Annotated in this window: 23 protein-coding genes and 1 pseudogene; 17 read left to right on the forward strand and 7 right to left on the reverse strand. The window is 56.8% G+C overall.

Translation table 11 applies throughout. From position 1 onward, the window contains the following. Positions 1-35 precede the first annotated feature (35 nt). Genes XI06_RS19745 through XI06_RS19755 form a run of 3 tightly spaced genes read left to right on the forward strand, consistent with a single transcriptional unit; the run spans position 36 to position 2,312 of the window. Complete coding sequence (locus XI06_RS19745) at positions 36-674, forward strand: hypothetical protein (protein ID WP_271606211.1); 639 nt, start codon at positions 36-38, stop codon at positions 672-674. Continuing rightward, a complete protein-coding gene (locus tag XI06_RS19750) occupies positions 664-1,515 on the forward strand; it encodes a class I SAM-dependent methyltransferase (protein ID WP_271606212.1) in 852 nt (283 codons plus the stop codon). Before XI06_RS19745 ends, XI06_RS19750 begins: the two co-directional genes overlap by 11 nt. Positions 1,516-1,547: 32 nt before the next feature. Then, positions 1,548-2,312 carry a hypothetical protein gene (locus tag XI06_RS19755; protein WP_271606213.1) on the forward strand — a complete coding sequence of 255 codons (765 nt, stop codon included), beginning with the start codon at positions 1,548-1,550 and terminating at the stop codon, positions 2,310-2,312. Between the two features lie 53 nt (positions 2,313-2,365). On the opposite strand, the gene XI06_RS19760 is transcribed toward XI06_RS19755, so the two are convergent. After that, on the reverse strand, positions 2,366-2,866 hold the full coding sequence (locus XI06_RS19760; RefSeq protein WP_271606214.1) for a molybdopterin-dependent oxidoreductase: 501 nt from the start codon (positions 2,864-2,866) through the stop codon (positions 2,366-2,368). A 136-nt stretch (positions 2,867-3,002) separates the two neighbouring features. On the opposite strand from XI06_RS19760, the gene XI06_RS19765 reads away from it, so the two are divergent. Then, positions 3,003-4,361 (forward strand): hypothetical protein, encoded by a 1,359-nt coding sequence (locus XI06_RS19765; RefSeq protein WP_271606215.1) that lies wholly within the window; start codon positions 3,003-3,005, stop codon positions 4,359-4,361. An 86-nt stretch (positions 4,362-4,447) separates the two neighbouring features. Here XI06_RS19765 and XI06_RS19770 read toward each other — a convergent pair whose 3' ends face one another. Together XI06_RS19770 and XI06_RS19775 are read right to left on the reverse strand one after the other, a co-directional pair. Beyond that, complete coding sequence (locus XI06_RS19770; RefSeq protein ID WP_333909353.1) at positions 4,448-5,689, reverse strand: FAD-dependent oxidoreductase; 1,242 nt, start codon at positions 5,687-5,689, stop codon at positions 4,448-4,450. Next, positions 5,616-6,212, reverse strand: coding sequence for an AAA family ATPase (locus tag XI06_RS19775; RefSeq protein ID WP_271606217.1), 597 nt, complete (start codon positions 6,210-6,212; stop codon positions 5,616-5,618). Before XI06_RS19775 ends, XI06_RS19770 begins: the two co-directional genes overlap by 74 nt. Positions 6,213-6,248: 36 nt before the next feature. On the opposite strand from XI06_RS19775, the gene XI06_RS19780 reads away from it, so the two are divergent. Both XI06_RS19780 and XI06_RS19785 read left to right on the forward strand, forming a co-directional pair. Next, the gene (locus XI06_RS19780; RefSeq protein ID WP_271606218.1) at positions 6,249-6,704 is read left to right on the forward strand and encodes an NUDIX domain-containing protein; all 456 of its coding nucleotides are present in this window, start codon (positions 6,249-6,251) and stop codon (positions 6,702-6,704) included. Positions 6,705-6,900: 196 nt separating this feature from the next. After that, positions 6,901-7,878, forward strand: a complete 978-nt coding sequence (locus XI06_RS19785; RefSeq protein ID WP_271606219.1) for a hypothetical protein — start codon at positions 6,901-6,903, stop codon at positions 7,876-7,878. Positions 7,879-7,932: 54 nt separating this feature from the next. Here the strand turns inward: XI06_RS19785 and XI06_RS19790 are convergent, their stop codons facing one another. Continuing rightward, complete coding sequence (locus XI06_RS19790) at positions 7,933-9,201, reverse strand: aminotransferase class I/II-fold pyridoxal phosphate-dependent enzyme (RefSeq protein WP_271606220.1); 1,269 nt, start codon at positions 9,199-9,201, stop codon at positions 7,933-7,935. A gap of 265 nt (positions 9,202-9,466) precedes the next feature. Here XI06_RS19790 and XI06_RS19795 point away from each other — a divergent pair, with 265 nt between their 5' ends. From XI06_RS19795 to XI06_RS19825, 7 genes and pseudogenes are all read left to right on the forward strand, one after another. Continuing rightward, positions 9,467-10,171, forward strand: a complete 705-nt coding sequence (locus XI06_RS19795; RefSeq protein ID WP_271606221.1) for a hypothetical protein — start codon at positions 9,467-9,469, stop codon at positions 10,169-10,171. Between the two features lie 421 nt (positions 10,172-10,592). Continuing rightward, positions 10,593-11,371 (forward strand): annotated as a pseudogene (locus XI06_RS19800) (integrase core domain-containing protein); the annotation flags it as partial. Between the two features lie 42 nt (positions 11,372-11,413). Beyond that, positions 11,414-12,454 (forward strand): IS110 family transposase, encoded by a 1,041-nt coding sequence (locus tag XI06_RS19805; protein ID WP_271606242.1) that lies wholly within the window; start codon positions 11,414-11,416, stop codon positions 12,452-12,454. Positions 12,455-13,516: 1,062 nt separating this feature from the next. Further along, on the forward strand, positions 13,517-14,740 hold the full coding sequence (locus XI06_RS19810) for an SIR2 family protein (protein WP_271606222.1): 1,224 nt from the start codon (positions 13,517-13,519) through the stop codon (positions 14,738-14,740). Then, the gene (locus tag XI06_RS19815) at positions 14,737-16,530 is read left to right on the forward strand and encodes an ATP-binding protein (RefSeq protein WP_271606223.1); all 1,794 of its coding nucleotides are present in this window, start codon (positions 14,737-14,739) and stop codon (positions 16,528-16,530) included. Before XI06_RS19810 ends, XI06_RS19815 begins: the two co-directional genes overlap by 4 nt. A 3-nt stretch (positions 16,531-16,533) precedes the next feature. Next, on the forward strand, positions 16,534-16,740 hold the full coding sequence (locus tag XI06_RS19820; protein ID WP_271606224.1) for a KTSC domain-containing protein: 207 nt from the start codon (positions 16,534-16,536) through the stop codon (positions 16,738-16,740). Then, a complete protein-coding gene (locus XI06_RS19825) occupies positions 16,737-18,005 on the forward strand; it encodes a DUF2130 domain-containing protein (protein WP_271606225.1) in 1,269 nt (422 codons plus the stop codon). The genes XI06_RS19820 and XI06_RS19825 overlap by 4 nt, the downstream gene beginning before the upstream one ends. Positions 18,006-18,300: 295 nt before the next feature. Here XI06_RS19825 and XI06_RS19830 read toward each other — a convergent pair whose 3' ends face one another. Together XI06_RS19830 and XI06_RS19835 are read right to left on the reverse strand one after the other, a co-directional pair. Next, positions 18,301-18,612 (reverse strand): hypothetical protein, encoded by a 312-nt coding sequence (locus XI06_RS19830; RefSeq protein WP_271606226.1) that lies wholly within the window; start codon positions 18,610-18,612, stop codon positions 18,301-18,303. A gap of 50 nt (positions 18,613-18,662) precedes the next feature. Next, the gene (locus tag XI06_RS19835) at positions 18,663-20,270 is read right to left on the reverse strand and encodes a hypothetical protein (protein WP_271606227.1); all 1,608 of its coding nucleotides are present in this window, start codon (positions 20,268-20,270) and stop codon (positions 18,663-18,665) included. A 284-nt stretch (positions 20,271-20,554) separates the two neighbouring features. On the opposite strand from XI06_RS19835, the gene XI06_RS19840 reads away from it, so the two are divergent. Genes XI06_RS19840 through XI06_RS19855 form a run of 4 tightly spaced genes read left to right on the forward strand, consistent with a single transcriptional unit; the run spans position 20,555 to position 23,435 of the window. Next, the gene (locus tag XI06_RS19840; RefSeq protein WP_271606228.1) at positions 20,555-20,893 is read left to right on the forward strand and encodes a helix-turn-helix transcriptional regulator; all 339 of its coding nucleotides are present in this window, start codon (positions 20,555-20,557) and stop codon (positions 20,891-20,893) included. Beyond that, positions 20,883-22,163 (forward strand): type II toxin-antitoxin system HipA family toxin, encoded by a 1,281-nt coding sequence (locus XI06_RS19845; RefSeq protein WP_271606229.1) that lies wholly within the window; start codon positions 20,883-20,885, stop codon positions 22,161-22,163. Before XI06_RS19840 ends, XI06_RS19845 begins: the two co-directional genes overlap by 11 nt. 20 nt (positions 22,164-22,183) lie before the next feature. Continuing rightward, complete coding sequence (locus XI06_RS19850; protein ID WP_271606230.1) at positions 22,184-22,849, forward strand: hypothetical protein; 666 nt, start codon at positions 22,184-22,186, stop codon at positions 22,847-22,849. Positions 22,850-22,889: 40 nt separating this feature from the next. Continuing rightward, positions 22,890-23,435: a hypothetical protein gene (locus tag XI06_RS19855; RefSeq protein WP_271606231.1), complete on the forward strand. Its 546-nt coding sequence runs from the start codon at positions 22,890-22,892 to the stop codon at positions 23,433-23,435. 280 nt (positions 23,436-23,715) lie between these two features. On the opposite strand, the gene XI06_RS19860 is transcribed toward XI06_RS19855, so the two are convergent. Further along, positions 23,716-24,687 carry a hypothetical protein gene (locus XI06_RS19860; protein ID WP_271606232.1) on the reverse strand — a complete coding sequence of 324 codons (972 nt, stop codon included), beginning with the start codon at positions 24,685-24,687 and terminating at the stop codon, positions 23,716-23,718. Positions 24,688-24,715: the final 28 nt, after the last annotated feature.

The following is a 24,715-nucleotide window of genomic DNA, read 5'->3' on the forward strand; positions in this document are numbered from 1 at the left end:
ATCCGAGAACCGGAGAATACGACTATCGTGAGGTCGTGCTTACTGATCACGCGCTGGAGCTGCCATCGAGCCTGCTGGACCTGATGGCGGTGTTCAAAGGGAACCATCGCAGCCGTTTCGGTATAGAGTTTCCCGTCAGCGATACTTCCGCTCGAGATGTTCCTGCGTTAGCCACGTTTGTCGCTCAGGAAGGCCTTCGGAGCTACTTCGAGCCTGTCATAAGGACGGGACGGGCTAGACGAGGAAGAATAGGCGGACAAAAGTCGTGGTCCTGCGAAAGTGAGGCCATAGCTTCGCACGATGTGGACAAGCTGCTTGCAAGAAAGGAGTGCTCGTTTCGTTTCCTCCATCAGCCGATCGCGAAGTTCAGAGCTGGTGACGGATTCTTTGCCAGCCCAGGCACCGGTGTCGACTTGGACGATCTGGCAAGCCTCGGCTTGCTAGAAGGATTGAGTGTAGGTGACAATTTGTTTGGTGCCATCCATTCGCCTTTGATAGTCAATGCCAACTACAACTACACGTCTGGTTGCAAATGCAATCACTTCTCAGAGCGTCTGTTGTTCGATAGAGCGAACCTCGCCGCTGAATGGCAGAACCTCGTTAACCTATCTTCAGCCGATATCACGGCCGCCGATCTCGTCAGTCGCTTGTGTGAGACGAGCAATGAGCTCTAACGTTGGTGCTTTGGGTAAAGCAGGCTCGGGTCCAACAGGCGGAAATCACCCGCTTCCAATCGGCTATAGGGAGAGAAGTGCATTCTACGATTATGAATTTGGCTCGTTCCCGGATGAAGTCGAGTTCATCGCCTCTGTGGGGCAAATGCGGGGGGGGAATGTCCTCGAGGTGCCGTGCGCTTGCGGCAGATTGACGCTCCTACTTTCGCGCCGCGTTGAGCGCATCACTGCGGTCGACCGTGACCCGAAGATGCTTCTGCAGCTGCAAAGGCGTTTGGCGGCATGCGGCGGAATCGAGAATGTAAAGACTGTTCTTGAGGACATGCGGTTTCTCAAGCTGTCCGCCATGTTTGACGTCATCGTGTGTCCGCGCGAGTGTTTTCAGCTTCTCGGCAGCGAGACCGAGGCACTGGACGCCTTATCATCATTCAAGCGCCACATGTCGAAGCGAGGGCGCCTGGTCCTAGATCTCGCGACGTTCGCCCGGTCGAGCGAACCTACGGAGGATGGGCCTGAATACTTCGCGGCCGGACTCGGTGACAACGAACTCATCGCAGAGTGGGAAAGAGGTCTGGACGATGGTAGCCTCCTCAGGCGATCGCGATACCAACGCCTCCGTTCAAATCAGCTGCTCGAGCTAACGTTCTTCTACACTCTCGTAAAAGGCGCGTTGACCGACGAGTTTGTCTCGACGGTCGAGTTAAGGATCTACTCGCTTTGCCAGATGTCCGCCCTGCTGCAAGCCGTGGGGTTTCGGATGGTTGAAGCATATGGCAATTACAGTCGGGCGCCCGTCAGCGAAAACTCTGCCCGCCTGGTCATCGTGGCGGAAGCTACGTGATGCGAAGCCGAAGTCAGTATGTTGGCGGGTGGTTGGGTGAGGACGAAAGCCGGGTGACGTCCTCCAGCGCTCCCTGGAGGGACGCGCTGTCACACACCAGGCTTGATCAAGAGCATGTTGATTACTTCTCGCAGTACCGATCCCTGTATTTCAATGAATCCTTCCGGGACGGACAGGGGACCGACGAAATTCTCGAGCTCATCGCGGGCGTAGAAGAGATCGAGTGCTGGCTTGATCTTGGTTGCGGCGCAACGACCTTGTTCTGGTCTATTCCCGCAAATGTCCGAACGAGCATCGATTGCTGCGACAAAAGTGCCGAAGCACTCAGGGGGCTTCACGACTTCATTCCATCGGACGACATCCCTCCCTGCTACCAGCAAGTGCTAGCAAGGTTCGGGCGTGACCACCATCACTTGGCGTGCGTGCGGGAGAAGATCGACAAGTTCATCATCCATGATGTGCTCAGCACGCCCTTTCGTGACGCACCCGGCCCGCAGCACGGTTTGATTACGGCAATTGGTCTTTTCGGGCTTTGCAAAAGCCCAGAACGTTACGCGTGGGCTCTTGGAAACGCCGCGGCTCAACTCGCTGAGGAGGGCTACATGATCGGTGCCGACTGGGTCAGGAGCGCGCGTTTTATCGACGCGGAAGGGCATGATAACTCATATATCAACGAGGCATCTATCAGGCGTGCCGCCGACGAACACCGGCTAGACGTACTGTCTCTGAGCAAGGTTTGTATTCGGGACGACCCGCTTTATTCGACCGTGTTCGTCTGGCTCATGCGCAGAGAGTAATTCGTGAGGTCGCTCCGATTGGACGCCAGTGACTAGTCCTCGCTCTGGTACGGCTATTGCGGTGAAGATTTGATGATCCGCAGCAAGTTGAGTTGTTTGACCCAGCGGCTATGACGACCTTCTTGAGGTGAAATGACCTGGAGAGGACCGGTCCCGCTCGGCAATGGGGAGCCCTCTTGCGCATCTGCCACCAGGAACGTGCCGTTATCAAACTCGGGCAGAGAAAGAATCGCGACGAAACCATCAGCGCCTTGAACGTGGAGATATTTTGCGACGTCGGCACCTTTCAGATCTTGCTTGAGCGGCACCCCTGCTTTGTTCAAAAGGGCAACCAGGTCAACTCCTGAATAGGTCGTACTTTTCCCGGCCGAATCCGTGACGGTGATCGATGTGTGAGGAAGTGCCTGAAAGTCGGCTTCAGAGAAGGACAGCGGAGTCGTCACTTGTCCATCTACCGTCAAATAAGCAGATGACGTTGCAGTCTGCGCCTGCGCGCTTGCCGCAAAGAGAAAAAGGAGAAGGGCCGTACGTTTCGTACAGAACACGATCATCATCCTCCCTTTAAAAGGTCAGGGCCTACTTCCAAGCGCCGAGCGAAAGCTTACTGGGAATCAATTCGGGCTTGCAAAGGCGGATTCGCGCTGTAATTGTATCGGAATAAAAATGGTGCGTCATAGAGGAAAGAGGCTCATGCGCGTTATTCAACGATTAGGAAGTCGTATATTTCGCAACGTCCTTTTTGCGACCACTATCACATGCCTTGCTCCGACGCATGGACATGCCGCAAGCGGTTGTGCTCCCGGATCGACCTGCCTGTCGGTGACAGGGAAGGGCGTTCCGGCTCCTGAGCCGGCACCTTTCATTGCGCAATGCACCGGGGTATTCCCAGACTTCATCACGCCATCAGCGATGGTACCGAACGCTGGTCCGTGGTTCAAGCTGTCCCAATCGTACCCTACGGCTGTCCCGGCGAACGACGCACCGTGGTCGAATATCGACTTCAAGGACGGAGTGACGGGGGCCAATGCTTACCTCTATGCTCTGCGAGACTATGCATTTGATGGCATGATCGATGCCGACTTCAAGCCGGAAGCCAACAACGTTCGGCCCTGGTTTCACATGCCGCTGATGAATTTTGGACCCCGTGCACGAGAGCCGATGCGTGGCTTGACGTCAGAACGTTCTGTTACCGGACCGGAGCTCGGTCTCAAACCAGGAGTGACCATTCACAATTACGCGGTCGGCTTCTACAACGCAGCGGGTGCCGTCACGATCGGACAGGTCCTGGGCGGCGCTTCGCCGGATTTGGCAAAGGCTCAATTCGCCCAGGGAGCAATGACCTTCAAGATCTTGTTTAGCGACGTTACCGCGAATGACTTCCAGGGTTCTGACGTCTTGTCGGGTGCTCCGCAGTGGACGATCCGAACAGCGGCCGGCCCCCAAACCGTGCGCCTCATGCAGATGGACGTCGCCGCGGTGGATAGTCGCTCGCCAACCGGGTGGGTCTTCGGGACTTTTGCTTTTGACAGCAATGCAACTGATACGTCCCCGTGGCGGAGGCTCCGGCCCGTAGGCCTTTCATGGGGAAATGACTTCGGCTTCACACCCGCTGATCAGCAAGCAGGGAAGGAGCTGACCGAAACCACGATCTCGGACCAGGCGCCTGCTTACGCAGCCTCCCATTTGGGATGGGCGGGGCGCGCGAACGGGCCGGTCGACAATCCGATTTCGGGGTGCTTGAGCTGTCACAGCACCGCCCAATTGCCGTCGGCGCCTATTACATTTTCCAACACCTGTACGACGGACGCTCAGAAGATGCTTTGGTTCAGAGACCTGAAGGGTAATCAGCCGTTTGGAGGTGTGGATGCAAGCTGCAATCCCATCACCAGCGCACCTCCGCCGAAGCCTCTCGATTTTTCACTCCAATTATCGGTCGCAGTCCAGAACGTGGTGCAGTTTGGCGATGCCAATCCGTGTTCGCCATCGGCCTCTATCATGAACCTTCGGGTCGACGACCATCCCGGAGAGCACCCGCGGATTGCTCGCTAGCGCCAGTAAGGGATAGAAGAGGCGCTTCGGCAAGATGGTTCTTCTCAATGACGTGCTGTGACATCTTCGTCGCAGCACGGTTGGCATCAAGCTGTCAGGTCTTTGAGGAAGTCCTTCTCGGAATAGGTCTTGGCGTCGAGCCCGAGAAATTTCGAACTCAGTTCGGGATTTCTGGCGATCGTCTGCAACTCTTCGATCTGCGGTGGGGTTGCAGGCAGAAATCCGGCAAGCCTATGTGCTCGCTCGACTTCATCTGCATATAATGCCGTGCGCTGAGCCCACTGGAGCTTGAGTTCCTGCTCGAAGCGGGTGTCCACGTGGGGACGTGCAATAATGAGCTCTGCCAGCAAATCGGCATCAAGAAAGGCATCGGTAATTCCCTGGGCGGTGACCGAGTCCTTGTGAGACCAAGCATCGCCAATGAGCCACGCTCCGGTGCCTGGCATGGCGCGAACGAACGATGGCTGATTCAACGCCCTTCGGAAGCCTTCAAAGAGCGCGGCCTGGGGCGGGAGCGTGACGAAGTTTGCTATTCGAGTTGCTGCTTCGCGCAGAAAACGTTGGGGACCAACCTTGAGACTGTTGAAGAGAGCCGCCGGTCGCTGAATGACGTAGATCATGTCTCCGTCTGTGGTGGGAACACAGGCTTGGGCACCCCACTCGTCCACAAGGATGTAGCAATCGCTCTCGACCGTATTTGGCACATACTTGTAGAGCGTGAAAGTGATCGAACGACGAAACATTGAGTATTGGACCTGGAGTCGCGATGCCACGCTCGACATCATGCCGTCGGCGGCTACAAGGAAACGGGCAGCGACCGTCCGAGTACCTGCGGGCGTGGATGCCGAAACAGTCCATCGGCCGCTCTCGAACTCCATAGCGCGCACGTCATGCTCATAGCGCACCTCGGCATTCGCTTCCATCGCCAGCTCGCCCAGTAAAGTGTCGAGCGGACCTCGTTTCACGCATGTACTGGAAAGTTGGGCCGTCGCCGTCCAGGGAAGCCCGGAAATCGATACCCCATGAATGATCATGTGGATTTTCGTCAAAAGCGGAGCGCCGAGCCGTTTGACCTTCGGCAATACGCCCCATCGATTCAATAGCCGAACGCCGGCCAGCTGAATCGTATGGGTTGACCTCATCTCAAACTGAGATGCATGGCGTTCGAATACACAGGCCTTCAGCCCCGCCCTAGCAAGGAGCATTGCGAGCGGCGCGCCCGCGCAACGTCCTCCAACTACAACGACATCGTAATCATTTGCCATCGTAGCCGAGCAATTTGCGGGCCTGCGTCCACTGAGATTCCATGTCGCCTTCCACGACGACATGCCGGACGTTCAAGGCCTTCAGCCAATAGAGAGTCTTTTCATGGATGAGGGAGACGTATCGCGGATCCGTTTCACGTATGCCATCCTGCTTGTGTACGTCGGCATGGCTCAACACGAACACCTCCGAATATTTGGTGCCGTGCCCGTTCGCGAGATAGTTGGCCATGCAATTGAGAGCCAAGTCTGGTCGGGGCGCGCCATTGTAAGCTGCGACAGCATCTACATGGATGATCGGATCATAGACTGTGCGGTCGGCCACGAAGTGGACGAGTTTGGACTCCACCGCGATCTGCGCCAGCATCATCAACAATTGCGTTTCTATGTCGCTGTCAGGTCCAAGAGCTCGACCACGTGAATGGAAGTCCCGAGCAATTTCAGCAATGAGCGGCACTCCAAGAGCCTCGGACAGACGCGCCGTGAGAGTCGACTTTCCCGTGCCCGGTCCCCCCAGTACGCCGAGCTTAATTGTCCCGCTCGGCGGGCCTGGTCGAAATCGGCCTAGAATATCGTTGAGACTCGTCATGCTGGCATTTTTTCTACTACACGTTAGATTAGAAACATGGCCTCCAAAAAGCAAATAGTCGCAAGCGCGCTAATCCCGGACTCGTTCGGACGGATCTTCGTGCAGAAGCGCACGATGAGCCGTCGACTCTTTCCCGGTTGCTGGGACCTCGTCGGCGGTCATGTTGATGAAGGCGAACACGTGTTCGCTGCGCTGAACCGAGAAATCGAAGAAGAGACTGGTTGGAAACTCAGAACGATCATAGAAGAGCTCACCGTCAAGCCTTGGTCCAGCAACGGAACGGAGTATGAGGAGCGGCAGTTCATCGTGACCGTTGATGGCGACCTTGAAAGACCGTCTCTTGAGACTGCCAAGGTCTCCGAGGGGCTTTGGGTCGATCGGACAAACATCGAGCGGCTCAAGGAAAATCGCGAGCCAGGCGATCAACTTATCTATGATTCTGTTCTGGAGGCCCTTAATCGTCTGAAAAAGGGTCGCTCCTCCATAGGCTAAATTAGCCGAGCCCGGCCCAGAAAAGCTGGTTGCGCTTGCCCTTCTTTCGAGGTCGCGCCGTTGCGAAACCGAAATATCGCTTCGGAGAAGTTGGCAGAAACCAGCGTCCGAAACGGACGTTCAGGTGTGCTGCAGCTTTTCAACTCGATATAGTTGTGTCAATATTATGCCGTTTTGAACTAAGGGAAATCTTTTCTTGAAGGTAGTTCTCCGACGATCATCTGAATCACGTGACCGCAACAATGGAGCTCTCAGGCCGGACCCGGCTGCCGATCCAGATATGGCGACGACGGCCGCTTCAGCGCGGCTCGGACGAGTTGCTGACGAGGCTTTCCGCGATGCGTGTCTGAAATTCAGTCAAGGCGCCTATCCGTGGCTTCTCATAGAGAACTTCTTTGATGCCGGCGGACTTCCCGACACCCCGCAAACAATAGCCCCGACGGGCGACGATTCCTGGTGGCCGGGCGCCTATGCCGCCTTGGCGGCAATCGATGCGATCAAGCATAAGCCGGTGGCTTATCGCTGCGAGAACGACGGTCACTTGTTCGTCAATCTGACCGGCTTGCCGGGCCAAGGAAAGCTTGCAGAGAAGTCACGCGCCAAGATGCGCGGCCATACGGATGCTTGCAGTTTCCCTTTCCCGAGTGAATTCAAAGCCGGCGATGTCATTTCGCCGTCACCCGACGTCGTTGTCCTTGTCGGATATCGAAATCCCGACAGTGTTCCTACCTTTCTTGCCCCCATGCATGCCATTACCGACAAAATGGACGCGGCCGACATCGGCGAGCTGCAGAAACCGCATTTTTCAATTGGCACCCAGAACACATTCAAAATCAATCACACGCTCGTGGATGCGTCGATCACCAGCTTCGATCCTATGAGAGGCTGGTCGATCCGCTTCAGCCATAGCAAGATCGTCGCAGATCCGGACAATCCCGCCGCGGTCAAGGCTCTGGAATCCCTGCGGCAAGCTGCTGCCAATTCGTTCGAAAGCATAGTTGTTTCCCCTGGTAGTGTGCTTTTGGTCAACAATCGGACGGCCTTGCACGGCCGTGGGCTTGTCGGAGGTGAGATTGGCGGCCAAAGCAGGTGGCTGATGCGCACCTACGCCAACAAAGAGGACACTCCAGGTCATACAATCGATCCAGGCCGACCATTCCTCCTCTCGCCCTGAGAGGAGCTCAACTCGATCGTGCCCGGGACGACCGCAGTCAGTGGTGACGCAGATTCAGGCCCGGCTAGCTGAATTCTTGAACTCACCTGCGCGTATCGCGTCACATACCTTCTTAAGCCCTTCAATGTATTTCAGAACCAAACCTTCATCTTCTGGAAAGGCCCATACCGGGAGTTTGATCGCACTCCCCCAATAATTGCGTGAATTCGGATTGGTTCGGTTCGTTCTTCCTTCCGCCGGGGCTAGGTGACGGAGTCGTGGCATTGCCTGTTCCGGAGCGGAGAAAAGCGGCAGATCCGACACGGGCCTCATGGAGTTCGGAATGTCTATCTCCCGAAGACCCTCTGCATAGAGCGCCTTAACAAACAACTCGCGCTCGATGCCCGCAGCTGCCGGATCAAAACGGAACGTATAAGCGTACCAGCTAGGTGAGGTGTTCACTGTCTTCGGGATCGAAATGAACTCGTACTCGCGAAGCGCATTGTCGAAACGCGCAGCGTAAATGGATTTCTGAACGATCCATCGCTCCAAGTTGCCGAATTGCTCTGCAGCCATCGCGATCGCCAGCGGATGGGCGCGCAGCTTCAGACCGAAGCCCGTCAACGCATAACCATAGAGCGGATGGTCCTTATCGATCTCTTCGCGGCACCTTTTATTGTACTGGCCCTGCAACTGCGCCCGCACGTAGATCTCGCGATCATTTGTCGTCAGGATGCCGCCTTCACCTCCCGTAACAAGCTTCTGCGCCTGCAAACTCCAGGCCGACGCGATGCCAAACGTGCCAACGAGGCGTCCCTTAAACCTCGCCCCATGCGCATGTGAGCAATCCTCAATCAGTGCAATTCCGTTGCGAGCACAGATCTCAACGATCCTGTCCATCTGGCACGGAACGCCCCACATGTGCGTTACGATGACGGCCTTGGTTCGAGGCGAGACCAGAAGCGCCAGTTCGTCAGGATCAAGATTTCCATTGCCGTCCACATCACAAAAGACCGGCCGCACCCCCAAATAGATCAGGGGGCCAGATGTTGCGAAAAACGAGTAGTCGGCGCAAATGACTTCATCGTCTGGCCCAAGGCTAAGTCCCTCGTAAATCCCGAAGAGGGCAGATGTCCCGGAGTTTGTCACCAACGCGTACTGGGCGCCTTGGTAATGCGCAAAGTCATCCTCGAATTCCTTGAAGATGCCGCTTCGATCATAGATCGATACGGTTTGATCCAGCTGGCGGTTGATCGCTCGGCGTGTTTGCTCGGTTACGACTGGCCACACAAAATGCGGGTCCGGTTGGTCTAGAACCACTGTACCACCGTGAAGCGCAAGCATCGTAATCCCTCATGATAGGGAGTGATAGCTGTTGATAGGTGATTAAGACCAGGCGGTCAAGGCATCGGCGTCGGTTTAGCTAAAAATCAGAATTGCCGTTTATTATCAACGGGTTGTTTCGGACCAGAATGGCTTGGCGTTGTCGGGAACGAAAATGTAAGCGCCGAGTTGGGTTCTGGTAATTGTTGATTGGCCCGTGATTCTCTGCTAGAAGTTGATAGGTCTAGTTACGAAAGTGGGGCACCCTCATGTCGGAATTTGTCAGATGAAAGCACGGTTGCAAAAAGAGACGAAGGTTCACGAAACCCGGTTGCAACCCCTCCCAACAAAGGTTCACGAAGCTCTACTGGAGTTGCTTTTAAAGCAAGTGAATTACTCGTTTGATCAAAAATCTGGTACGCACATTTTCTACTATTCGATTGCACCTGGTTGGGTTCCTAGAGGGATTGGTGAGTTTCCGGACGGAGCCTACGCCGACTTCCAATTCCACGCGCATGAGCTTGTCAAAGCGCTTTCGGCTCACAAGGCCAAGTCGTTCATTGCTTCGATAGGAGAGCAACGTCGTGCTCCGAAGGCCCTCGCCAAGGAGGAGCCGCCTCCTTCCGTGGTGCAGGTGGGCCTAAGTACGTCTTCCGCCTTGCACCGGGATGTCGCGAGCCGAGCCAAGGATTGCGCGCTTAGTCTAAACTCCTTCTGCGTCGAGCTGATCGAGCGAGAATTTCCGCGCCTGGACCAACAGGCGTTCGATATGCCCTCGATCGAAGTTCGCAAGATGATCGTGGCTGCTAAACCTCCTGCAGCTTCGGAGAAGCATGATTGGGTAATCAGAATGCCGCGCGAATTGAGGGCTCGGTTACTTATATTCGCCAATGAATATAGAGTGACGCTTCCTCAACTATGCATGTATTTGCTTGGAGAGCCTTCGGCCGTGAAGTCGCAAACTGCTCGCGGCGAGATCGCTGAGCATTAGACGCTCCGAAGCACACTCAGACGATCGCATGCCGGGGCTCGGCATGGGCATCTTCGATACGTAGAGGCGGCCAACGGGCCGCCTTTATCTTGCTTCTACACCGGCTTCATTCGCCGAACGGCTAACGGCCACTCGCGATGCAGTCTAATCCGCGTGCTGAGCTCCGATAAGATCGAGCCATCTGGCATTGAAGGTCAGTGTCCTAGGACACTCGATCACGTGGGCTCCCAAACGAATCTCAATGTTCATTTCCCCGATCTGCTAAGCCAGCCCGGATCTTCGCTTCCGCCCCCCGCCGATCGCAGCGTTTGCCGGCTTTTCGACGAGCACGCACAGTGAGGCAAACCGCTGAGACGATCGAAGGAAAACAGGAACGGCGATAGCAGCCAAGCCTTCATCGATCTCTCCGATGCAGGTCGCATATCGGCGCCTGCATGTTCTGCTCAAGCGGGAGCCGGATGTGTTGAACCACAAGTAGCTGTTCCGGCCCTATCGGAAAGAGACGCTCATGGTTCGTCGGGGTGGCCGCATGCGGGCGCTCGGGACCACGGCGCCGGTGCCGATGACGCCGAATGACCGCTGGTCGCTCGACACTTCGTCTCGGATCAGCTCACCGATGGCCGCCGCTTCCGCATCCTGATCGTGATCGAGGGGTGCACGCGTGAGTATCTGGCGTTGGTGGCCGACACCTCGCTGTCCGGCTCCCGGGTGGCGCGGGAACTGGGCCGGTTGATCATCGATCGCGGCAAGCCCAAAATGTTGGTCAGCGACAACGGCGCCGAACTGACCAGCAACGCCATCCTGACATGTGCCGACTAGAGCTGCGTCGCCTGGCAATACATCGCACCCGGCAAGCCGACGCAAAATGCCTTCATCGAAAGCTTCAACGGCCGTCTCCAAGACGAATTGTTGAACGGGACGCTGTTCACTTTGTTGGCCCGGACCAGGGTCGAGCTCGGACATTGGCGGGCCGACTACAACAATACACGACCCCACTCGCAATTCGGATGGAAAACACCATCGGTGTTCGCCTTCACCTGCTACCCGCGAGGGGATCTGGCGCTGCGCTATGCCGATGGCTCCGCACTAGCTCCGTCGCTACCCCGGCCCATTCGGGTAAATCCACCACCAGGGCGAACTCAGGACTGGACAAAACTTGATGTGGTGGAACGGCCCGCTCCAACAGCATCAAAGTGCTAGAACGTGGTCGTTGTTCGAACGCCACAAAGGAGGGACCGTTCCGTGAAACAGGTTAGCACCATCGGGTTAGATTTGGCCAAGCACGTTTTCCAGGTTCACGGCGCGGATGCGGAGGGCTCGCCCGTGTTCAACAGGAAATTGCGGCGCAGCGAGGTTCTGCGCTTCTTCGAGAAACTGCCACCATGCCTGGTGGGGATGGAAGCCTGCGGTAGCGCCCACTATTGGGCGCGCGAGATCGCAGCTCTCGGTCATGAGGTGCGGCTTATTCCGCCGGCTTATGTCAAACCCTTCGTAAAGCGAGGCAAAACGGATGCGGCGGACGCAGAGGCCATCAGCGAAGCGGTGACCCGCAAGACCATGCGCTTCGTCCCGATCAAGACGGCCGAGCAACAGGCTGCCGCGATGGTGCTGAAGACCCGCGCCCTTCTAGTGCGGCAGCGAACGCAGGCGGTCAACGCGTTGCGCGCGCATCTGGCTGAATTGGGCATCATCGCCACCGCTGGCCTGGCAAAGGTTGAGGCGCTGATCGCAATCGTACGGGATGAGACAGATGCTCGCCTGCCCGCAGCAGCGCGCTTCGCGCTGAGGGCTATTGCCGACGAGATTGAAGCTTCAGCCGACCAAATCGAGAGGCTCGAGCGCGCGATTGTTGTGGAGACCAAGCACGACGAGGACATGCGTCGGTTGACCACGATACCTGGCGTCGGCGCCATCACGGCGGCGACGATCAAGGCGCTCGTGCCGGATCCCGGCGGGTTCAAGTCGGCTCGCCACTTTGCCGCCTGGCTCGGATTGACGCCGCGGCCTCATTCAAGCGGAGGCAAAGAGCGACTGGGAGGAATATCGAAGATGGGAAATCCGGAACTCCGCTCTCTGCTCGTTGTCGGGGCGACGGCCGTCTTGCGGGTTGTCCGAAACGACGCTCGGGGGCGGCCGTGGCTGAAGGCGCTTCTCGCCAGACGGCCCTTCAAGGTTGCCGCGGTCGCGCAGGCCAACAAGACGGCGCGGATCATCTGGGCGCTTCTGAACAAGGGCGGGACGTACCGACGTCCCGACCCGCTGACTGCCGCGGCCGCCGTCTGATGGACGCAGTGACCGCCAAAGCGATCTGACCGGCGCAGGCCGGCAGAGGGCAAGGTGCAACAACAGCCGATGAACCCATGGGACGACATCCCGAAACGAGTGAAGCTACTGCCCCCAATGCGCTCAAACGCGTAAACTTGATTTAGCCCCTCGTTCCGCGGATCTCATCGAGGCCAGCGGCCATGTGCCGCGCGCAAAGGCCGGACATATGACCGCACCGTTCCAATGTGTGAAATCGACTGAAAAAGCTCTTGCCACGCGGGCCGTTCCACATATGGGGGCAAGGTCATGACCGCTCAAAGCGGTGCAAGCAAGATGCTGCTGCTCCAATCTTATAGCGTGCCGCAAGAAGGATCAGGAGTCTTTGCATTCCGCGATACTTCTCAGGGTCTGTATCGCAATCTAGGAAGTGACTCACCTCCGGGGATTCGAAGAAGCGGCCAAAATCCTCGCGGTACCAATCAGCTACAACTCGATAGTCTCCTTGTTCACCGCAGGGTTACGAGTTTCGTCGTGGCACCGGAGAATGCTTAGCTTCCCGCACAGTGGTAGGGCACTTTGACAGCAGAAAATCATCAGCTACCAAAAGCAAAGTCGGCCACCGACTTGCGCAGTTTTGTACCTTTCGTACATAACTTCTTCTTCTCATGCAGCGCCGGTTGAACTACATGTGCTGCGAAGATCGCTCGTCCCGCTTTGATCTTTCGAGATCCGCCGACCTGTCGGTGGTACCTTGCGGTAGTCTCGCTACCGCTGCCCACATGGGCGTTTCCTCCCTTGACTTGGCTGCCGGTCTCAGACCGGCGGCCCTTTATTCGTCTGAGGCTTAAGTTCTCAGTCGTGCTGCGATTGGTGAAGTAGGCAAGGCAGCCGGTGTGCACCGGAAATCCTCGACGAGGCCTATGTGTGCTACTTGCCGCAACAAGGCCCGTAGGCAGTCGTGGGCGAATTATCGCACTTTTTCGCGAGAGATTATCCACCCGTCATCAGCTTAAAATCGATTGCGTGATATCAGTGGCTCTGAAATAGAATACTCGTAGAAATTGTACGACGGGAGCCGCTTTGAGCATCAGCATACATAATCCTGACCAGTACATGGCCGCGTTGCGGACTATCGTTGCGCAGGGAAGAAAACGCATCGGCCTTTTAGTCGGCGCGGGCGCAGGGGCGGGCACCGCTAAGGACGACGGCAGCTATCCTCTCATTCCTGCCGTCGAAGGGCTCACGAAGCTCGTTCTTGATACGCTGACGCCCAAATATGGCAGCCAAATTAGCTCACTCAAGGCTGAGTTGGACAAGCATGACATTGAAACGATTCTGTCACGAATCCGCTCTCTTAGCAAAGTCATCGGAAAGTCAAAGATACATGGCCTCGATGGTGGCGGCTTCAAAGCCTTTGGTGAGGACATCTGCGCCGAGATCGGAAAGATCGTGAATGTGCGGCTTCCGACGAACGGAAGCGCCTACAGTGATCTCGTCAACTGGATCACGGGGATCTCTCGCGATCATCCCGTTGAGATATTCACCACGAACTACGATCTGCTTTTCGAGGAGGCCTTTGAGGCGGTTCGTGCCCCTTATTTCGACGGGTTTACGGGTGGACGAGAGCCGTTTTTCGATCCCGTATCTGTCGCCGGGAATGACCTTCCGCCGCGGTGGACAAGACTTTGGAAGCTGCATGGTTCTCTCGGCTGGAAGGCGAGCGGCAAGGACGAAGTGATCCGAACCGGCAGTAACGCGGCGACCCATTTGGTCTTTCCAGAGCATCTCAAGTACGATCAGACTCAAAAAGCGCCCTATGCAGCGTTGTTTGATCGTTTGCGCGCTTTCTTGGCGACCCCCGACACGCTCCTCATTTCAATTGGGTTTTCCTACGCGGATGCGCATGTATCAGCTCGTATAGATGAAGGTCTGGCGGCCAATCCTTCGGCAAGCGTCTTCGCCTTTCAATATAAGTCCCTTGCCGATGAGGTTGCCGCTTGCGACCTAGCAAGGCGCCGTCCCAATCTGAGCGTCTATGCTCCCGACAAGGCGGTGGTAAACGGCATCGAGGGGCCTTGGCAGGTCTCGACCGAACTTCCCAGCAAAGACTGGGGACCGATTAGAGCAACCTATTGGTCGGCTCCGGCCTCGGGTGGGCCGGCTCGCTTTACGTTGGGCGCGATTGAGGCCTTCGGCCGGTTCTTCGCAGCATCACGTTCGATGCAAGCTCTCACTGCCACGCCCGCTGCAATCGTACCTGGCGGCGCTGCTGCTCCGGCAATAGCGAGCGGAGCGACCGCATGATTGCACCGACCCTACTTGGGCATGTTGGCGCGGTTTCGGGCGCGACCATCAGCGTCCGTCAGTTCGAGGGCGTGGCATCCGGCATAGCCATCATTGGTGGACGCAGCTATCGCGTTGGCCAGGTCGGTAGTTTCGTTCGGATCCCGCAAGGCTACCATGATCTCTACGGCATCATCGCAGAGGTCGGTGCGACGGCGACACCCGAAGCCGCGAAGAACTTGAACTCGCGCGGAGAACGATGGACGACGATCCAGCTTGTGGGAGAGATTGTCGATACAACTTTCGAACGCGGTATCAGCCAGTACCCGGCGATCAACGATGAGGTGCATCTTGTCACCGAGGACGATCTCGCGAAGATCTATGGTACGGCCGAAATGGGCCAAGTCATCATCGGTAGGCTCGCAGGAGCTGAGAGCATCCCAGTTCGCATCGACTTAGACCGTCTGGTGACCCGACACAGCGCCGTGCTTGGGTCGACCGGCTCCGGAAAATCGACAACAATCGCGAGTCTTCTCCGCGCCATCAATTCGCCGAGCGGCAAGAGCGGGTTTCCAAGCACGCGCATTCTGCTCCTCGATATTCATGGGGAGTATGCGACTGCGCTGAAAAACATCGCGCACGTCTTTCGTGTCTCCCCGTCCGGCGACGAAAAACCGTTACTCATTCCGTACTGGGCCACGGACACGACTGAATTGCTGGCTTTTATGATGGGAAAGCTCAGTGACCCGGCCTTTACCGCCATTACAGACAAGGTTTTTGCAAAGAAACTGCAACTGGCCAAGGATAGAAAGTTTGACGGCATCGACGTCAACTCGCTTACGTTCGACTCCCCGGTTCCGTTTAGTTTGAAGCAGCTATGGTTTGATTTGATAGATCCGGAAATAAAGACGTGGAAGGAGAACACGCAAGTCAATTCTGCATTGCAGAAGGCGGGTGACGCAGAGAAGCTGACCGCTCCGATCTATCCCTTGCCGGGTCCAGGTAATACGACGCCCTTCGCAAACAAAACAGGTGTCCTCTCAATTCGGCGGCAGCTCGATCAAATGAAATCGAGATTGCTCGACCGTCAGTACGACTTCATGCTTCATCCCGGAGACTGGGAGCCAGCTCTTAGCGGGGAGGCAAAGAAGGATCTGCCGGAGTTACTGGAAAGCTGGCTTGGCACGGAGAAGCCTATCAGCATTCTTGACCTCTCGGGCATACCAAGCGGTGTCCTCCATCACCTTGTCGGCGGCATTCTCAATATTCTGTATGAAGCGCTGTTTTGGGGACGAGAAACCCCTGAAGGCGGCCGTCAGCGACCTTTACTCGTCGTTATGGAGGAGGCGCACCGATATCTGGGCAAGGATGCTGATGGTCCCGCGAAGGCGATGGTTCAGCGTATCGTCAAGGAGGGACGCAAGTTTGGTGTCGGCGCCATGATTGTCAGTCAACGGCCGTCAGAAATCGACGACACCATCCTTTCCCAATGTGGGACCTTTATTGCGCTACGGCTCTCCAACACAGGCGATCGCAACAAAGTTCAATCCGCCCTGCCTGATAGCCTCAGCGGCCTTATGGATAGCCTGCCAGTTCTGCGCACCGGTGAAGGCATCATTGCCGGAGAGGCGGCGAAGCTGCCAATTCGTTGCCGCATAACATTGCCGCCTGAAGATGCGAGGCCAAGCAGTGAAGATCCGCGAGTTGCGCAGGCCTGGGCCAAGCCGAGAGTAAAGGAAGACTACGTGAATCTGAGCGGCCCCTGGCGCGCGCAGAATCCAAAATGGAAGAATGGAAAAAAAGGAAAGTAGATAATGGAGCGTCAACCGGTAAATTCGACCAATCTGATTTCGGTGGGCTATGATGAAGATAGTTCGACCCTTGAGGTCGAGTTCAAGGGCGGCGTGTATCGCTACTACAATGTCCCAGCATTTGAATACGAGCGGCTGATGGCGGCTAATTCTCATGGCGTCTACTTTAATGCCAACATTAGGGACAACTATCCGTCCGAGCGCGCATGACTCTCGATGCCACGATAACCTGTCCCAGCTGTCGTACTGAAATCAAGCTCACCGAATCGCTCGCCGCGCCTCTGATCGCAGCAACGAGACGTGAGTATGAGCAGAAAATTGCCGACAAGGACGCCGCGCTGTCTAAGCGCGAGGCGGAACTTCGCGCCGAACAGGCAGCGGTCAAGCAAGCGCAGGAAAGCGTCGACAGCTTGGTCGCAGAAAAGCTGCAGATCCAGCGTCAAGCGATTGTGCAGGACGAAGCGCGCAAGGCCAAACTGGCTTTAACAATGGATATGGAAGCTCAGGCAAAGGAAATAGCAGAGCTCAAAGATGTGCTCGCCCAACGAGATACAAGGTTAGCCCAGGCGCAGGCCGCTCAGGTCGAGTTGTTGCGCAAGCAGCGCGAGCTTGACGATGCCAAGCGCGAACTCGAGCTTTCTGTCGAGAAGCGAGTTCGGGAAGCACTTGGCGCGATTCGCGAGCAAGCCAAAAAAGACGCCGAAGACGGTCTTCGGCTGAAGGTGTCTGAGAAGGAAGAACAGATCCTGTCGATGCAGCGGCAGATTGAGGAGTTAAGGCGCAGAGCCGAGCAGGGGTCTCAACAGTTGCAGGGTGAGGTCCTTGAATTGCAGCTGGAGGCTCTCTTGGGAGGGCGATTTCCGCTTGATGTGCTCGAGCCCGTCGCTAAAGGCGAGTTCGGGGGTGACTTGTTACAACGCGTGGTCGGCCCGATGGGGCAGGCCTGCGGCGCAATTTTATGGGAGACAAAACGAACCAAGAATTGGAGTGATTCCTGGCTGCCAAAGCTGCGCGGAGATCGGCGATCCGCGAAGGCGGAGCTGGCGCTACTCATATCTGAGGTCTTGCCGAAGGGAGTTGAGAGCTTCGAATTGATGGAGGGCATTTGGGTTGCGCACCCTCGGTTCGTGCTCCCTGTGGCCGCTGTACTACGTCAATCCTTGATCGAGCTCGCTGCCGCCCGATTGTCTCAGGATGGGCAGCAAACCAAAACGGAGCTCGTGTACCAGTATCTGACTGGCCCCCGGTTCCGCCATCGCGTCGAAGCCATCGTTGAACGGTTCTCTGAAATGCAAGAGGACCTAAATCGCGAACGGAAGACGACCATGCGTCTTTGGGCTAAGCGTGAAGCGCAGATTCAAGCTGTCATCGACTCGACGGTCGGAATGTATGGCGACCTTCAAGGCATAGCAGGGCACGCACTGCAGGAAATACCTGCTTTGGAGATGCCCTTGATCGAAAACAAAGACGACTGACACGTATTGCCGGCCATTTTGCGCTCTCTTCCGCTTGCGGGTGTGGCGATTGGCTGTCAGCAGTAGTCAGGCGATCGTCCAGCTGAACTGGAAAACACGCTGGGAAGCCGGTTCCGGCTGCAATGCACCTGTAGTTTCGCACCGGATAATTTGGCGGAATAGGCAGCGCGCACGCAGGATCGAACCAAGGTCCAGGATGACCGCGCGCGTCGCGCGAGTTGCCGAATAATCGGCTACTCGCGGTCAACGATGTGAGTCCCTTATCAGCCTAAGCATGCGAGCGCATCATGTAGACTCAGGCTCGGTGAGAGGAGCATTGGAATTTTCGATGCGCTTCCTTCCAGGCGCGGGCGGATTGTTGCGAGCGGCTCGTTGCATTGCGGCAAAGATCGCCTGCTTTCGTCCGATGTGAGCAAAGAGGCGTACCGTCTACCTCCACCCATTCAATATATTCGATCTTCGACAGACCAAACTGCTCGGCAGCAAAGCCGTCGGGATCGGTGCGGTACCGCTCTAGATCGGCCTCGTCCAGCGAGATGTTGTTTCCGCCGCCTGGCACACGCACATTCGCAACATAAAAAATCTGAGAGGGATCATTCAGGCTCACGCAATCCTCCTTGATGGCATGGACAACTCTTACCAGCGTTCCCGCTAAGTTCAGTTTGCTTTCCGCGCATGATATTCGGCTTTGCGGCGCGCTTCCTCACCACCGAAATGCTCATCCTCCTGAAGAAACCATCGGATCAGATGGAGGGCCTCGGATTGCTCGTCAATCTCTGCAACGAACATCAGCTCTTCGGCTGCCTCTTCGAGTCCGCGCGCCTCGCCGCCTTCCTTCGCGAAGACCCGGAAGATATGGCGAAGGCGGGACGTGAGGTATCGATGCTTCCAATAAGCATCCCAGGCTGATCCGATGGCTTGGTTCGACTGTGCACGGCGCGCGACCTCTTCCCAATCCACTTCATGCGGTTGATGCGCCGTTGCGGATTGAATGCACGATCGCAGATCATCCAGCTTTAAGTAAATGTCGGTCAAATCCCGACGCCGCGACTTGATCTGCGGGATGATGTCGGCGCAATCCGAGCAGATCTGCACCGATTGGGATCCTTTCATTATGAAGGCATGCGAGAACCCGGGCAGAGTTCGCCGCCGATGTTTTACCGCAATCGCATCCGTTTCCTCAATGGGGTCGACCAGCTCCCGAATCCCGCCAGCCCATTTTCCACTACCCGATTTTCGAATGAGCGCCCGTTTTCCTCGACCGCAAACGGGGCATGCCCAATCTTCACTAGCCTCACGCCAGCGCCGGGGCGAGACGACATCGCAATAGGCTGCATACTCGTTGTCCGTCGGGGCCGCGCCTGCACGAGCCTCGCGCCGCGGTCGCGGGGTCAGGGCGAGCGAGTCTTTTTGAACCGAGCGGGCAAGGAATTCGGACATCGTTCGCGTCAGCTCACGACCGCGTTCGTCACGATCGGCTTCCCGAAGAAAAGCCTTGTAAAGCTGGAATTGCGGCTCGAATTGACGTTGAGACATCCGGAAGGACGATGTGCCTCTTTCCCGGTAGAGCGCGCCGGAATGAATCATGTTCAACGTTTGATCGATCAAAGCGATACGTGCATTTAGCGAGGGCGCGCAGGCTTGCCAGGCCTTTTCAACGCGGTCCTCGAGGATCCGGTGGTCCGCGTTCGCAACCGGCTCGATAAACGTGCGAATTTCAGCGGGCGAAAAACTGAAATACGCCGGAATGGCGCCCTTCATCATGAGCTTTGCCTTGCCGTCGGCGGCATTACATTCCGAGCAGACGAGCTCGCGAGGGAAGCTGAATACCAAGTGTTCGACGGTATCGGCTATTTCTCCACATCCTGGGGGAAGATCCACGGTCCAGCGGTCCCCGAACAACATGCGCCCTCGACGCCCCACATAATCCCGCAGGTGATCGTGATGCTCTTCCAAATTGGCGAGCAGGATACCGCGACTGGAAAGGCGGAAGATATCGACTTTGCTGCGCCGGCACACGGGATAGAGCCAATTCTGTTCGACAAGAGCCCAATTCTGATTGAGGTCGAGACCCTTCGCACCGTGTCTGAGAACGGCAGCCTTGGTTTGACTGCTCCATCTTCCATCTCGGTCCCGAAAGCGGGATTCCATTTCATCGTCGCCCAACGTTGAAGGGCGCCAGAAGGCGAGTTCGACAAGCCACATACGGCTCGGTCCCCGATCGAACTCAGGCTCAGTTTCAAAGTCGCCGATTATGTCTGTCATGAACGTTTTTCAATCGCTTGTGTTCATGCTATGTTCCCAAGCTCGATTCCGCAATCTGGCGCGCTTTCAGAGGCAAAATCTCCTGTGGGGAAGCTTTGACGAGTGAGATCTGGGATTGATGGCGTCCTCGCCAGCTCCTTGATAATTCCCACATTTCTCTGAAGTATGGTCCATTAATGGACCATAAGGGCTGATTTGATCTTTTTATGCATCAACCAGTTGAAGCTTCTGTGGCCTTGGTCTATATATGATCCACGAAGGACGTGACGATCTAGTTATGAACCATGGCCAAGGTCTATCATCCCATTTCTGCCTATGCAGCCGATGCTGCGGTGCTGCTTGGGCAGCTCCTGCGCAAGGCCCGCATCGAACGGAAGATGAGCACGCTCAATGTCGCGGAGCGGGCCGGGATCTCGCGCGGGCTGCTGCGGCGCATAGAGGCAGGCGACCCGCGATCCACCATTGGCGCTGTCTTTGAGGTCGCTGCGATTGTCGGCGTCAGGCTGTTCGACGTCGAGCAGGCGACAATGTCTCATGCGATCGAAAGCAACCGCGAAGTCATGACGCTTCTGCCTAAATCCATTCGTGCCCGGCGGGGTGAAAAGGTCAAGGATGACTTCTGATCCCAAATTCACCGAGGCCTATGTCTGGACTTGGCTACCGGGCCAGACGAAACCGGTTGTTGCGGGCATTCTGTCGGCGCGTGGCGAACAGCTCGTGTTCAACTATGGACGGAGCTATCTCGCGCGCAAGGACGCCATTGCGCTTTACCAGCCCGAATTGCCGCTGCGGAGCGGTATCCTTCCGCTTCTTGCAGATCTGAACATGCCCAGCTGTATTCGCGACGCTGCTCCCGATGCCTGGGGCCGGCGCGTGATCCTCAATCGGAAGTTCGGCGCCCGCGGGAAAGACATTGACGCGGGCAGACTTGACGAGCTGACCTTTCTCCTCGAGTCAGGGTCGGATCGCATCGGCGCGCTCGATTTTCAAGCCTCGCCCTCCGCCTATGTCGCGCGTGAAGGCGAGGGCGCCTCTCTCGATGAGCTTTTAAATGCGGCGGCGCTCGTCGAAGAAGGAACGCCGCTGACGCCCGAGCTCGACCGGGCACTTTTCCACGGTAGCTCCATCGGCGGGGCGCGTCCAAAAGCGACGATTGCCTCCGATGATAAGAAATTCATCGCGAAGTTTTCTTCGCAAACCGACCTCTATAGCGTTGTGAAGGCGGAATTCATCGCAATGCGCTTAGCCGCGGCGGCCGGGCTTCGCGTCGCGCCTGTGAGCCTTCAACGCGTGGCGGGCAAGGACATCCTCCTTATCGAGCGCTTCGATCGTGCGAAGGCTACCGGCGGATGGTACCGCAAGGCCATGGTATCCGCCCTAACATTGCTTGAGCTGGACGAAATGATGGCCCGTTACGCCAGCTACGAACAGCTCGCCACGACCATCCGCCACCGTTTTAGCGAACCCAAGGAGACGCTACGGGAGTTGTTTTCGCGCATTGTCTTCAACGTGCTCTGCGGCAACACGGATGACCATGCCCGAAATCACGCAGCCTTCTGGGACGGCACGAATCTGACGCTCACACCTGCCTATGATATTTGCCCGCAAAGCCGCACGGGCGGCGAGGCGACGCAAGCGATGCTTATATTGGGCCAGGATCGACACAGTCAGATTGCGCTCTGCCTGAAAGGCGCGCCGTCGTTTCTTCTCAACGAGGCGGAGGCCGTTGCGATTGTCGTGCATCAAATCAAGACCATCAAGGATCGCTGGTCGGCGGTTTGTGACGAAGCCGCGCTTGGACAAGTGGATCGAAACTTGTTTTGGCGCCGCCAGTTCCTCAATCCTTACGCCTTCATTGGCGCGCCGCAGGCCATAACGAGCCTGATCAGCTAGTTCGATCGGAGACCAAACACATGAGCAACAAACACGCGATCGAAGTCTTTCAGGATCTCTCGATCCTTGGTCCCGAAACCAGGCGTGCAGAGCTGCGGGAGGCGCTTATTGCTGCTGCGGCAACGCCATGGGAGCGTGGGATAGACGCCGAGAAGGACCTTAGTCGCATGGCGCGCGGCGACGATATCCTCGTCTTTCAACGGCAGAGCGACAAGAGCCTGCCTGCGGCCAGGCTCACGCTCTGGTCTCGCGAAGGCGGGTATACGATTACAAATATCGTTCCAAGAGAGCTCGGCCGGCTTACTTACGCGCAATACAATGGCCTCTTGCAAGAATTCGAACGCCTGGTCGCCAAACCTGCAGCCTTGTCGACCGGCTTCGTCGTAGAACACTCTTCTCCCCGGCAGTCCCTTGAAGAGTGGGTCTCGCCTGAGGCGGCTAAGGCGCTCGAAGCCTTCTCGGATTTGGCGAACAAATCCACCGGCTCATCGCATCCGCTCGACCAACAGCGCTGGCTCCGCTTTTTGATCCTGGCGCATCGCAGCGCGCAAAAACCGGACGGCGAACGGTTACGCCGCTGGTTGATGGAGGCGGAGGGGTGGGACGAGGACCATGCCTTCAAGCTCCTCATTGAATATGAGTTCGGGCTTGATTTGCTGAAAGCCTACGATTCCCAGCGCGCGTGATGGCCTTCCAGTCTCCGACATCGTGACGCGGGGCCCGGCGGTGCTGTGCCTCGACACCTGCACTATCCTCGACATCATGCGCGATCCGACGCGGGACAACGCCAATCCAGCGGATCGGCTTGCTGCGCTTTCGATTCTGTCCGCGATGCAATCGACGTCGCAGGTCGTGGGTCTGCTTGCCGAACAGGTGCAGGTAGAATTCATGGAGCACGTTAAGACCGTCGGGAAAGAGGCCGAGAGGGCGCTCTCGAAATTGCGTGAGCGATTGAGACGTCTCGATGCGATTAATGTCGCACTTGGCGGGCATGGCGCGGCCGATGTCAGCCATTATGATGATCACGTGTCTCGATCGAAGGTGATTGCGGAGCGCGTCGTCGCGTCGGTCACCCCGGTACCTCAATCCGACGAGATTACGTCCCGCGCATTCAAGCGGCTGAACGAGGCTCGGACGCCCGCAAGCAAGGGCAAGCAGTCGATGAAGGACTGCGTTGTAAGACTTATCTCGCCGCAGTGGCAGAGCTGCGCAAGGCGGCCTGGCGTCAGTTGTCGTCTTTGCATCCGCGAACACGAAAGACTACGCCGGTGAGGTCGGAAGTGCCCTAAGAACGGATCTCACCGCCGAGTTCGCTGCGTTGGGAATGGAATACGCTCCAAACCTCTCGGGCGGCGAAACACCTGCTTGGTTATGAGACACGCGATCGATCTGACGCGAGTGGTTCGACGATATCCCTGTCCGCTGTCAGCGCGTCGATGGCTTCAAGCAGCGTGTCCCGCACGAAGAAGCGGGCAACCGGCCCCGGCGTATCAGCCTGTCACGACCGGAATAGTTTCACGGCAATCGCTCCAAAGAATATATGATACAGACGTCACGGCCGCATATGCAACTCGGCAATGTCGTGCAACGGACCGAGCTCAAGTTCAATGAACCCGGTGGCGGCCTTACCGAATCCCGCAAAGATGAAGCGGTACTCCCTTTGGTGGGCGAACCGGAAATCCTTCGACATTGCGTTATCGACGCGCTCGTTGCGCCTACGCTCATGCGTATCGAAATATTCAACGGGACAATAATGAAAATACCAGCCCGGGAGTAGGTTCGCGGCGGCACGTTCAAGGCGCCGTGCGAATTCATCAGGATGCTTAATGACGACGCAGCAGTCGGTTCCAGAAAAATCGTCGAACAGATGCGGATCCCAATCCATCGAGACGCAGTAAAGGAAATAATCGGTGCCCGACGTGCTGTATTTGAGATCACTGGTCGGGTGCGCCTCCCGCCCGTCCGTCATCGTGATGGTGACGTATTGTCCCGGGGAATAGGAGTGCTTGATCTGCTCGTCGTCCTGTCGCGCCGGGTCCTTCTCCATCAAGGCATATTCTTTGGCCGATTTCATGCGTAGGCGCCCGAGATCTACCAGACCTTGCAGCCATTTTCGCTCGCCATAGCGAAACAACACATCTCCCGCGTTCGGACTCCGGGGCCGGGCAGACGCCGCACTCAAGTCGCGCCTCACGATCACAGGCAATGGTCGATGAAATTGCAAGTTTCGGAGGAAGAATTCAAAGCGAGTCTGATGTTCCTTGCGATACCAGTACCAAGAACTCAGGAATGAATTGATTGGGATGACGTTGCGATCATCACTGACAATGGTTTGGAGATTCCGGGCAATCCCGTCGTAACGAGCTCGCAATTCCGCTTCCGGCATGCGACCGAGATAGCGATGGACGCGGTATTCGAACTCCCAAATATCCGGCTCATAGGATGAGGCTGCTTGTCCCCACGATCGCATAGCCTCGTCGCGCGGAAGGGAGGTCGGCAGGGGCAGAGACGGGATCTCGGACATGACAATATCACTCTCTTGAGCGCCATCA

It is taken from the genome of Bradyrhizobium sp. CCBAU 11434 (genome assembly GCF_028128895.1).
Lineage (GTDB): Bacteria > Pseudomonadota > Alphaproteobacteria > Rhizobiales > Xanthobacteraceae > Bradyrhizobium > Bradyrhizobium zhengyangense.